We start from the raw sequence: 11,650 nt of genomic DNA on the forward strand, positions 1-11,650 counted from the left end.
CTTCGTTAATGTTAAGTCTTATAATAAAGGGACTGAAATTCATGTGTCAACCCTTTTCTTGGAAATTGGTCCATGGTGCAGATTTTACGTATAAACAAAAAGAGGGGACCGTCCTAGGACAGTCCCCTCTTTTCTTAATAATAATGATGTTGTTAGCGTAACATGATTATTACAGTCCTGCTTGTTTTTCCAACTCTTCAACCGGATTTTCGTCTTCTTTTTCAGGAACTTTGGAAGACAGGAACCAACCACATACCGCAATGGTGATCAGTACAATATAGAATCCGAATTTCCAAATTTTATTTTCCGGGAAATGCTCATCCAGAACACCCAATGAAGGGTGTGCGAGTGTAATAACTGCCAGTTTAACCCCTACCCAACCTACGATCACAAAAGCCGCAACTTCAAGCCCTGGGCGGGAATGAAGCAATTTTACAAAGTATGAGGCTGCAAAACGCATGATCACAAGCCCGATGAATCCACCGAGGAAGATAACGATAAACTGTCCTCCGTCAAGTCCACCAATTGCAGGCAATCCACTTGGTGGCAACGCCACTGCCAAGGCAACTGCAGCCAGAATGGAATCGACTGCGAATGCGATATCGGCTACTTCGACTTTGAATACGGTCATCCAGAAACCAGATTGTTTTTTCGGTTTCTTTGGCGTCGAATCAGCAGCTTCATCTGTTTTATTGCGATTACCCAGTATCTTTTTAACGATGTGGTTAATCGAAATGTACAGGAGATACAAGGCCCCGATCGCTTGTACTTGCCACACATCGACGAGGAAAGAGATCAGGAACAATGAACCTAAACGGAAAACAAATGCACCCATCAGACCATAGAACAATGCTTTTTTGCGCTTCTCTTCAGGTAGATGTTTGACCATAATTGCAAGTACCAATGCATTATCTGCTGCAAGTAGTCCTTCTAGAACTACTAAGACAGCCAGCACCCACCCATATTCCAATAGTAATGAAACTTCCAACGTTGACTCCTCCTTAATATCCTTATGATGTACAAAAAAAAGGACCTTTACCATCGCTGGTAAGGTCCTTTTATATCCACAAAAAGAGACCTTTACCGAGCATGAAAACTTGGTAAAGGTCTCGCTAACAACAAATTTGCTGCCAATAAAGCCGGGGATATGATCCCGAATTGACGACTTTACTGTAAAAGCTACTCCCCTTTAACAGGAATATGTAGTTTTAGTTGGAACGGGTTGTTTAACCTGTACTCATCATATTTCATAACATTAAATAAAGTCAAGCTTTATTTCGTTGACGGTACAACTTACGGAATACGATAAGATCGTAGATCATATTCCCCAGTGGAATGAAAGAAACGAAGAACAGAGCAATTGGACGACGCAAACGCCACTTCTGTGAGGTGTACATACTCACCATAAATAACAAGTACATTAAAAATAAAAAACCGTACAAATTCCCAAACCATGTGACAGCCTGCGGCATAACCCCGGCATCTCTCAACGGAAAAGCAACAAACAGTAACAACACATACGAAATGCCTTGCAACCACAACATCAGCCGGAAGCGCCCCAGCATAGAATGTAACATTATTTTCCTCCTGCTTCTCTACATGTAACGAATTCAATTATTCCCGTACAGTATATCACAAAAGCCGAATATCTCCGCTTCCTTCCATGCAGCAGATTATTCCTGCATGTGATATGGGTGTTTTACCTACCTTTTTGCAGGAGCCAAACGTCTCAGCTTCTCATAAGATATACGACGAAGATTGTTACCGATGTCGGACAAGGAGGAGCCAGTTAATGAAAATTGCTATGGTAGCACCCGAGAAATTACCTTTGCCTGGTAATGGTTCCGTGGAAATCTGTATACTGGGGATCGCCCGTGAACTTGCACACCGCCATCAGGTGACCATCATAACTCGTCAAATGGAAGGTCTAGCTACCACAGAACAGATCGATGGCATCACCATTCAACGTGTCCCTGCATTGAGCCCTCTCAGGTACACCAAAGCCGTCATACGTCTGTTATCCAAACAACCCTACGATGTAATTCAAGTGGACAACAGGCCACGAAGTATGGCGACCATCAAACGAGCTTTTCCAAGCACTCCCGTTGTACTCTATCTTCACTCGTTAACATTTGCTCAGCCTGGAACTTCCAGACTCACATTGATGAAAAAAGCGGATTGGATTGCCGTCAACAGCCAATCTCTGAGACAAAGGCTTGGCCGCAGATTTCCGTTGGTAAAACGCCGGATGAGTGTGGTTCCATTGGGTGCAGATCTAAGCCGCTTCAGGCCTGCTGAATCCAGCGAAGAACAGATTCATCTGCGTACACAATTTGGAGTGACTAAACCATTCTCTATTCTGTATGTCGGCAGGCTCATCCCTGGTAAAGGCGTAGACGTATTAATTCGTGCGACTGTCCTCCTTCAGCGACAGATGCCTGTCCAACTGGTAGTTGCGGGCAAAGGCCCTCCGCATTACATGCGTAAACTTCGCGAACTTGCCCATAAACAAAAAGTCCATGTTTCCTTCCGTGGTCAGATAAACCACGAGCATATCGATCAGTTGTATCGGGCCGTCGATTGTCTGGTCTGTCCATCCCAAGAACATGAAGCTTTTGGCCTGGTTAATGTTGAGGCTATGGCTTCAGGATTACCCGTCATTGCTTCTGATAACGGAGGCATTCGTGAGATTATTGAATCAGGTATCAATGGATACCTTGTCACCGATTATAAGCGTCCCCAACGTTTCACCTCTTGCTTGTACAAACTTGCAAGCAATCCCACATTCGCCGAGACGTTAGGGAAGGCTGGCCGAGACAGTGCAATTGAACATTTCAGTTGGGCCAGGACTGCCATGCATCTGGAAGCCACCTATACCAGGCTCATCCGTCAATGAGCCTTCTTCTGTTATGAGGATCTTTTTGATCCATGTCAACCTGCTCTTTAAGATGATCAAGCTTTTTCACGAAATTGCCATCCGGTAATCAAAGAATCCATCTGCGGAACAGGAATGTAACTCATCTCAATTAACTCCATAATAACCATATCTTTCATCATGAATCGTACTTTGGCACACGTTAGTTGATGAAATACATCGTAGAATGCCGTCCCGGTCCAACATCCATGAGGTACGACAAGCGGATCATTAACGATATAGCCTACGGCTCCAATCGGTGGAATAACAACCTTAATTGCTTGTTGATCCAAACGATTATCTGGATCTTTGACGAGATACACGGTATCCCCCACATGTAAAACCTGTACTCCATGGTAGTGGTCCATCCCATACATAGCTGCGAATAATTTAGTGCTCATATTACCTGCTCCTTTTCATATATTTCTCCATGATTAAATTTTTACAAAGATACATCGGTTTCATAATGTTCCAACCACTCGACAAGTTGCCTGCGTATCTCTCTACGAAACTCACGAGGTTCAAGTACCTCTGCCTCGGGCCCAAATTGATACAACCATTTCAAAAATTCCCGGCTGCTATTCAGTGTCACTTCAAATAACAATCCCCCATCCGACATATTCGTCATTCGCGGGCGAACAAACATTTCTTCTTCTTTTATGTAGGGGGCTATTTTCTCAGAGAATCTTACCTTGAAATGGATATGCTCGTCTCCACGGTCAATGGACCATGTGTTCTTCATATACTGCGTTATGTTGAAATCACCCTTGTCAAAACCGACATTTGTTCGTGTTACATCCAAAAACCGGCTAATTCGGAACAATCGAACTTTTTGCAGCAAATGACAGTATCCGATCAGATAAAAACGTTGATCACGTGGAATGAGATAATAAGGATCGATATCGCGAACTGTGATCTCATTTTTTGTCAGCGTATGATATTGAGTACGAATGGTTTGCTGGCTTAGAATAGCTTCGATGATGGGAATCAGCAAATTAGGGTCTTTTCCTTCCTCACGATAAGCTGGCGTGCCCATGCGAATAATTCCCGCAATATTCTCTACAATGTCACTGTTTCTTGATTTTAATTTGGTATGAGCCGACATGACCTTGTCAAAAGCCGAATCGAACTCAGCAGGTAACTTGGAGGTATCAACTACGGACGGAAGCATGGAAAAGACCATTGCCTCCTGTTCAGTAAAATCTAATGGATACAACGCAAAATCACCAATAAATCGGTAACCCTTGCCGTATCCTTCGTTCATAATCGGGGCAACCCTGTCCAAAATCCGGAGATCACGATATATTGTGCGTACAGTCGTACCGCATTTCAGCGCCAACTCCTTGGCCGAAATTCCAGGATTTGCTTGTATAGCCTGAAGTATACGCAGCAGACGAATTAATTTCTCTGTCATGTAGTTTCTCCCCTTCGATATTTTATCGGCAAGGAAAACTAGTTCCTTTAGTACAGAACTAAATCTTTAGTCCCAATATTGTTTTCGCAATTTCACCGTTTTTGTATAGTCCAATTGCACTCTTACCCCCTTTTAATATACATTCTCTTACTTGCTTGCGTAAAATATTAACCCAAAAGACCTTAAACCTAAGCCTGAAAGCCTACATAGACTTTTAAAAAAATATAAAAAAAAGCCTAATCTCTTCAAAGAGACAAGGCTTTCTTGGAATTACTGGTTATGAAACTTTAATAATTGATTCATCACATTCACCATATGCTCACATAGTTCAGGAATATCACCCATCTGGTCTTCATTCACACTACGGTCAAAGTACACATGAGCCGTGACGTTGTAATTGATTGGCTGTTCATCAAAGATATAGCGGATGTTTAGGCACATCCTCTGCTCAGGCCAGCTCGTCTGCAATATCGAATGAATAGCCGGGCACTGCGTCTCAGGCTCCTTCACAACCATACCAAAGCGTATTTCCAAACGGCAACCCGGATGCGCACCAGGCGTCTCCAGTATCTCCGCTGCAAGCTCCTCAAGGGAACTGCTTAATATGACCTCTCCTGTTACTTCCGGATGATCCCTGAGACAGAACTGTAATGTGAACTCTCGGGACATCACTGCCATCTCCAGCCGATCTTTACGCCCCGTAATCTGAATACGTTCATCCAGGTTATCCATATCATAGAGATAATTCTCAAACCCGACTTTCAGATTGTCATACACCGTTGGATCAAACATTGAAATATACCTACTTTCTTACCCTTTAACATGTATTGTAGTACATTCTTTTTCTTCATGCGACTATTGTAACTTCTTGTTCTGGAAATATAAAAAGCCCAGTCACTAGGACTGGGCTTCGACTAAGCATGGGATCTGATAGATCCCTAAGCCTGGCTTATTCTTCTGTAGCTTTTTCTTCAGTTGCCGGTTCAGCTTCCTCAGCAGAAGCAGTTGGCTCTTCCTCAGCCGCTTGTGGCGGCATGACGGACGCGATGATCGAATCAGGTGATGTTACGAGTGTCAAACCTTTATCCAGTTTGATGTCCGCAGCAGTCAAGCGATCACCAATATCCAATCCGCTAACATCAACTTCAATGGACGTGGGCAGATCCGCAGGCAATCCTTCTACTTCCAGCTGTGTCTCCTGTGTCTGGAATACACCGCCAGCTTTCGAACCGGCCGCTGTACCCTGGAAGTCGATCGATACACTTACGCTGATAGGCTTGTTCTTGGAAATTTGCAAAAAGTCTACATGCAGCAAACGTCCGTTACGCTCTTGCTGATCCTTGATCAGTACGGGAACCGTTTTACCACCCTCAACATTCAGGTTGAACATTTCGGAGCGGCCTGTGCGTGCTACTTTCAGCATCTCTTTTTCATCTACATGTATTGAAGCACCTTCAAGTCCTGGGCCGTAAACGACTGCAGGAACTCGTCCGCCTTGTCTTAACAAGCGCAGTGCTGCACCTTTCTTTTCCGTTCTTGGCGTTGCTGTAAGTTGAGCCATTTTTCCGTTGGATTTCATGATTGAACATCCTCCTTCAAGGGATCACTACATTATATTTGTTGGAAAGCGCTAGAGCTTCGCTTATAGACCATAATGGTCTTTTTTCCTTTGGCCGAATCGTGGGCCATATCTATATTTACCCCAATGATAGAGGATCTCAAACACGAAACAGGACAATTCTTTATTTTTGGCTAAGCTATGCTTCGTATAATCAGACCAAAAAAGCAGTCGGAATCTCTTCCAACTGCTGGTTTATCAAGGGTTTGACGAACTTTGTTCAAAGTTATAAATAAAGAAACTATGCGCTATCACGATCCTCCGTTTTTTCGCTTTCGCGAATGATCTGCATCTCATCTGATCCGCTACGGACAATAATGTGGACGTCCCCATCTTCAGGTACAATGTCCACGTAACGGTCTCCGCACGTATCTTTAGCTTCCCATTCGTTCAATCGAATGATCAATCCCAGATGATGCAGACCCGGAGCAACGCGGAAGCGGGCTTCAGCGGCATTTCCGACTCGTTCCAGCTGTACTGCTCCGTCCTCCATACCGGTGCCCCACACCCAGACATCCCAACCTTCATAATGCTGGTCTTCCCGTTCGTATCGAAGCGTGACCGTTCGCGAAATCTGTCTATGAATCGTCACGGCAAGAGTTGCCCGAATTCCTCCAGCTTCAGCAATAATATGAGTTACTCCAGGTGTCATCGCACGTACGATCCCTGCTGCACTCACCGCTGCAAGTTCTGGATGAGAAGAGCTCCAGCGTACATTCGAATCCTGAAGCGGCTGACCAAATTGATCAAGGACCAAGGCACGGAAGCGACTGATTCGAGTCATGTACATGACTGGTTCGCCCACAATTTCGATTCGTTCAGCATGACGATAATCCACTTGTAACATACAGCTTGCCGTTATGTCCCCACAGTGGACTGTAATCAAAGCTTCCCCTCGTTCCAGTGCATGGATTGTTCCATCAGGCTGGATCTGAATAATATCCGGATCAGAAGAAGTCCAGGTAACCGGAGCTTTTTCTACCACATTGCCAATGCTGTCCCGTACGATCGCTCGCAGTTGAGTGGTCTCCTTCGGACTATATACCTGGCGAGGAAAACTAATCTCCACTGTTGACGGCTCAGCTCCTCCAGCACGCTCTGTGTCATACAGTACCATTAATGACCATCGTTCTATCTGCACAGTACCACGAACCGTCTCGATCAGATCTGTACCTGCCTGATGATCATTGACTACGACATGCCAGTCCCCTTCTCCCAAATCCACATGCTGCTCATGTTCCGTTCCGTTATAGATGACCATAATCTGATTCCAGGTGTCCTGATTGGCACCATCCTGAAGTATAAAGGCAACTACATTGCCATCCGCACGAATTACACGAAGGTGATTTCGTACCTGTTCAGCATCAATCATACGAAAAGCGGGATGTGTGCGACGCAGATGAATAAGACCACGATAGTAGTCGAACACCGGTCTGAACCGTGATTTGTTCGCCCATGTGATGGCGTTTACCGCATCCCCGCTCCGGTAACTGTTATGGTCACCGGCTTTGGATCTGAGCATCTCATCCCCAGAATGCAGAAACGGAATTCCCTGAGAAGTAAGCAGAATGCCGGAAGACAGTAACGAGCGACGAACCATCTCATGATCCAAAACATCATCTGCATCCACATACCGATAAGGATCTGCTGCTTTTACAGCGGACTCAGCACTCCCACCACCCACGGGCTGTCCGTCCTTCCATACGGGATATCCTAATTCATGTCTTAGATTCATGGTTGTGGCAATTTTATCCCACAGATTGAGATTGTCATGGGCAGTTACATAATTGACAACTTCCACAGGTGAAGATGTGAAATCATCCAGTGCTCCTGCCAATCCTCTGAGAATCTCATATTCCTGTCCTCCGGCACCCGTGACAAACCCTCTGCCACTTCCATCACTATCCCCCTTGATTGCGCTGCGAAAATGATCATTAAATACTGCAAATCCCTGACCACGCTGGGTTCCTTTTAATGTTTTGTTGACCAAAGGTGAATCTCCACCCGTCCAAGGTTCCCCATAGATCAGAAATGCCGGATCGATCTGCTCCCGCAATTCGCGTGTCAATTCATTCATCGTTTCCGTATCGATCAGGGCCATAAGGTCAAATCGAAATCCGTCCACATGATATTCTTCCGCCCAATATCGGAGAGAATCCAATATATATTTTCGCACCATTGGACGTTCTGTCGCCAATTCATTGCCTACACCGGAACCATCACTGAGGGTGCCATCCTCCCGATAACGGTAATAATAGCCTGGTACAATCCGTTCAAACGGTCCTTCTTCCACGCTGTACGTATGATTATAGACAACATCAAGTACAACACGAATGCCTTGTCTGTGCAGCGACTGTACGAGTGATTTGAGCTCCCGAATTCGAACTGCCGGATCACGAGGATCGGTAGCATAAGAACCTTCGGGAACGTTATAATGTTGTGGATCATATCCCCAGTTGTATGGTGCTCTGACATTCGAACCAGCATCCGCTGTAGCGAGTTCATTCACCGTCTGATAATCCGCCACAGGCAGAAGATGTACATGAGTGACTCCCAGTTCGGCAAGATGGTCTACGCCAATGCTATTGCCTGCTTGATCCGTCAGACCGGATGCTGTGAATGCCAGATATTTTCCCTTATACGGAATATCTGCATGTGGGTCCGAGGAGAAATCACGGACATGCAACTCATATAACACGGCATCGACAGGACGCAGAAAAGCAGGTTTAACATCCAGGTCCCAATCGACCGGATTGGTGGTCTCAGGATCTATAATAGCCGTTCGTTGACCATTAGCTGTTACCGCTCTGGCGTAAGGATCAACAACTACTTCAATCCGCTGATCATCATGGATAATTCGGTACATATAATAATGTCCTGCCCAATCGCCTGAAAGCTCTAAAGTCCATATTCCGTCCGCATCACGTGTCAAGGAATGTTCCCTTCCACCCTTATGATCTTGCACCTTACCTTCCTCGTTGTAATGCCCTTCATCTTCAAAAATCAATATATAAACCTGTTGTGCCGTAGGTGCCCACAATTTAAATGTACTTGCAGCACGAGTATATGTTAAGCCAAGATCGTTGCCTTCGTAACGAAAAGAAGTCCATTCCGGCATCGTTCCCACCGCCTTTATATCCATTGTTTTCGTGTTGTCCCGATGTTACGGAGCGGGACGTGATTTGTCAACCCGGGGTTGTCTGTACTCATCATATCGGTTCAATTTGCGTATTCAATTAGCAATCGCTTTCAAAATATAGATATGAAAACATGCGCCATAGATTGACAGCATTTGTACCTGTCCTGACAAAAAAAGTTCGAAAAATTCAAGAATATATTGCACTTTAACTCGACAAAAAATCGCCCTTCCGATTGGAAGGGCGACTCATTTTCATTTTTCACCCAAGCTGTAGGACATTTGGACATGCCTTTGTAAGCACTCTTTCTCTTACGAGTACACTACATTTCCTTGCTTGGGGATTAGGGGCGGTCAGGAATTGGAATACATCACCGTTATGGATAACCCGTTCACATTTACCTGTCCGTCCTGTACGGTACGTATCGTATCCACGCCTGCTTGTCCTTTTTCTACAATCACATTCCATGTCCCTGTGGGAACAGAGATGTCGCGGTTTTCTTTTGCCGCGTTATAGATCACAACAATGCGGTCCCACGAATCTTTGGCTTCTGTACCATTCAGTTCATACGCCAGCAGCCCATTATTTTTTTCAATTAGACGAACATTCTTCTCGATCTCTTCCCGTGTACGAAACCGAAATACTGGATGCTCTCGCCGAAGAAGAATCAGCCCACGATAATAGTCAAATACCGGCTTGAACAGCTGTTTTTGCTCCCAAAGAATGGCATTGACTGCGTCTCCACTCTGGTGGCTGTTGGCATCCCCATATTTGCTGCGAAGCAGCTCATCTCCAGCCGCGATCAGGGGAACACCCTGGGAGGTAAGAACAATACCATTGGCAAGCAGACAACGCCTAACGGTCTCATTCTCCAGAATGTGTTCCGGATCAATCTGCAGGTAAGGCTTAGCCTTCTCCACAGCCTCTTCCACACTTTCGCAACCACGAATACGTCCATCCTCGTCATAGGTGAGGAAATTCAAGGTATCGTGGAGTCCTTGTGTACGTGCGACTTTGTCCCACAGGTTGAGATTATCGTGCACCGTTACATAGTTGATCGTCTCGGATGGACCATCCGTAAAATCCTGAACGGCTCCCCGGACGCCAGTCCACAATTCGTCTTCTTTCCCGTCCGCCCCCGTCGCAAATCCCGTACCCATTCCATCGCTGTCTCCCTTGATCACTCCGCGGAAATTATCGTTAAACACAGCAAAACCCGCCCCGCGTTGCGTTCCTTTTAGGGTCATATCATCCCCAAGAGGCGAATCCAGTGCGCCCCATGGCTCACCATATAACAATATGGAAGGTGACACTTCGGTGTGTAATTCCGCTGCAAGCTGTTTCATCGTAGTGGTGTCGATCAGGCCCATCAGATCAAAGCGAAAACCGTCCACATGGTACTCCTCTGCCCAGTAACGGACCGAGTCGATGATAAACTTGCGAACCATGGCGCGTTCAGTAGCCACCTCATTGCCTGTACCTGAACCATTGCTATAGGTCCCATCGGCGTTTTGACGATAGTAGTACCCTGGTACAAGTTTTTCAAAAGAGCTGCCTGCCGTATCAAACGTATGATTGTATACCACATCCATAATGACACCTATTCCTTTGTTATGAAGGGCAAGCACCATGGATTTGAATTCACGAATTCGTGTCTCCGGGTCGTCTGCACGTGATGCATAGGAACCTTCCGGGGCATTATAATGGAGCGGATCATATCCCCAGTTATAGTTGGATGAATCCGTCGTATCACCATCTACTCTGGATTCATCCACCGTCGCAAAATCAAATACGGGTAGCAAATGCACATGGGTAATCCCGAGTTCAACCAAATGATCGATTCCCAATGTGTTGCCCCCCGAATCAAGCAGACCCGTCTCGGTAAAAGCCATGTATTTGCCCTTATTCGTAATACCAGATGATGGGTGAATGGAAAAATCACGTACATGCAGTTCGTACAGGACTGCATCTACAGGACTGGTCAATTTCGGGCGAATATCCTCACTCCATCCCTTCGGATGTGTCTGCTCCAGTCTGACAATTACACCCATTTCTCCATTCATGGTCACGGCTCGTGCGTAGGGATCTACTGCCTGGGTTGAATGTCCATCTTCGAAAGTAGGCATGTACATGTAACGGTAGCCGCTTAAATCGCCCTCCAGTTCCAGAACCCAGGTGCCTTGTTCTTTCTTTTGCATAGGTATCGCCTGCTGTTTCCGTTGATTGGGCTCATCCTCCGGGGTCCCCCCTGTCAAAGGTGGATACAGAAGTAGTTCCATCTGAACGGCTAAAGGTGACCAGACTTTGAAGCGACAGGCTTGTGCTTCTAATGTGACACCTAAGTCTCTTCCTTTGTATGTATCTTCTAAAATCAATAGTTCCTGCTTACCCTCTTCAATCATGTGTATTGTTCCCCTCTCGTTGAGAAAATTAATGAATTGGACGGAACGAGTGCTCCTTACTCTTTATACCCGTTCTGCTGCCCAACCATAATCCGAATTGAACAAAAGAAGACAAACGTCATGTAGATTCACATTACGCCTGCCTTCTTTATGGGTAAAACGACT

The 11,650-nt window shown here is 45.6% G+C and carries 9 protein-coding genes; 1 reads left to right on the forward strand and 8 read right to left on the reverse strand.

Features of this window, described 5'->3' with window-relative positions:
* Window positions 1-169: 169 nt before the first annotated feature.
* Both AB4111_RS18430 and AB4111_RS18435 read right to left on the reverse strand, forming a co-directional pair.
* Window positions 170-988 carry a TerC family protein gene (locus AB4111_RS18430; protein ID WP_253440029.1) on the reverse strand — a complete coding sequence of 273 codons (819 nt, stop codon included), beginning with the start codon at window positions 986-988 and terminating at the stop codon, window positions 170-172.
* Window positions 989-1,265: 277 nt separating this feature from the next.
* Entirely contained in the window at window positions 1,266-1,577 is a 312-nt protein-coding gene (locus AB4111_RS18435; RefSeq protein WP_442032688.1) for a DUF3817 domain-containing protein, read from the reverse strand.
* Window positions 1,578-1,792: 215 nt separating this feature from the next.
* Here AB4111_RS18435 and AB4111_RS18440 point away from each other — a divergent pair, with 215 nt between their 5' ends.
* Window positions 1,793-2,896, forward strand: a complete 1,104-nt coding sequence (locus tag AB4111_RS18440) for a glycosyltransferase family 4 protein (protein WP_442032689.1) — start codon at window positions 1,793-1,795, stop codon at window positions 2,894-2,896.
* A 56-nt stretch (window positions 2,897-2,952) separates the two neighbouring features.
* Here AB4111_RS18440 and AB4111_RS18445 read toward each other — a convergent pair whose 3' ends face one another.
* The 6 genes from AB4111_RS18445 to pulA (AB4111_RS18470) form a co-directional block, all read right to left on the reverse strand.
* Window positions 2,953-3,315, reverse strand: a complete 363-nt coding sequence (locus AB4111_RS18445; protein ID WP_442032690.1) for an HIRAN domain-containing protein — start codon at window positions 3,313-3,315, stop codon at window positions 2,953-2,955.
* Between the two features lie 41 nt (window positions 3,316-3,356).
* Entirely contained in the window at window positions 3,357-4,328 is a 972-nt protein-coding gene (locus AB4111_RS18450; protein WP_442032691.1) for a helix-turn-helix transcriptional regulator, read from the reverse strand.
* 270 nt (window positions 4,329-4,598) lie between these two features.
* On the reverse strand, window positions 4,599-5,120 hold the full coding sequence (locus AB4111_RS18455) for a hypothetical protein (RefSeq protein ID WP_442032692.1): 522 nt from the start codon (window positions 5,118-5,120) through the stop codon (window positions 4,599-4,601).
* Between the two features lie 157 nt (window positions 5,121-5,277).
* Window positions 5,278-5,907 carry a 50S ribosomal protein L25 gene (locus AB4111_RS18460; RefSeq protein ID WP_442032693.1) on the reverse strand — a complete coding sequence of 210 codons (630 nt, stop codon included), beginning with the start codon at window positions 5,905-5,907 and terminating at the stop codon, window positions 5,278-5,280.
* 280 nt (window positions 5,908-6,187) lie between these two features.
* The gene (gene pulA / locus AB4111_RS18465; protein ID WP_442032694.1) at window positions 6,188-9,064 is read right to left on the reverse strand and encodes a type I pullulanase; all 2,877 of its coding nucleotides are present in this window, start codon (window positions 9,062-9,064) and stop codon (window positions 6,188-6,190) included.
* A 372-nt stretch (window positions 9,065-9,436) separates the two neighbouring features.
* A complete protein-coding gene (gene pulA / locus AB4111_RS18470; protein ID WP_442032695.1) occupies window positions 9,437-11,485 on the reverse strand; it encodes a type I pullulanase in 2,049 nt (682 codons plus the stop codon).
* Window positions 11,486-11,650: the final 165 nt, after the last annotated feature.

The sequence above is a fragment of the Paenibacillus sp. 2KB_22 genome, from assembly GCF_052115745.1.
In the GTDB taxonomy this organism is placed as follows: domain Bacteria; phylum Bacillota; class Bacilli; order Paenibacillales; family Paenibacillaceae; genus Paenibacillus.

What these genes read in the sequence shown, in the direction of transcription:
- AB4111_RS18435 (WP_442032688.1), bottom strand. Translation starts at nt 1,577, where the DNA reads ATGTTACATTCTATGCTGGGGCGCTTCCGGCTGATGTTGTGGTTGCAA.
- AB4111_RS18440 (WP_442032689.1), top strand. Translation starts at nt 1,793, where the DNA reads ATGAAAATTGCTATGGTAGCACCCGAGAAATTACCTTTGCCTGGTAAT.
- AB4111_RS18445 (WP_442032690.1), bottom strand. Translation starts at nt 3,315, where the DNA reads ATGAGCACTAAATTATTCGCAGCTATGTATGGGATGGACCACTACCAT.
- AB4111_RS18450 (WP_442032691.1), bottom strand. Translation starts at nt 4,328, where the DNA reads ATGACAGAGAAATTAATTCGTCTGCTGCGTATACTTCAGGCTATACAA.
- AB4111_RS18455 (WP_442032692.1), bottom strand. Translation starts at nt 5,120, where the DNA reads ATGTTTGATCCAACGGTGTATGACAATCTGAAAGTCGGGTTTGAGAAT.
- AB4111_RS18460 (WP_442032693.1), bottom strand. Translation starts at nt 5,907, where the DNA reads ATGAAATCCAACGGAAAAATGGCTCAACTTACAGCAACGCCAAGAACG.
- pulA (WP_442032694.1), bottom strand. Translation starts at nt 9,064, where the DNA reads ATGCCGGAATGGACTTCTTTTCGTTACGAAGGCAACGATCTTGGCTTA.
- pulA (WP_442032695.1), bottom strand. Translation starts at nt 11,485, where the DNA reads ATGATTGAAGAGGGTAAGCAGGAACTATTGATTTTAGAAGATACATAC.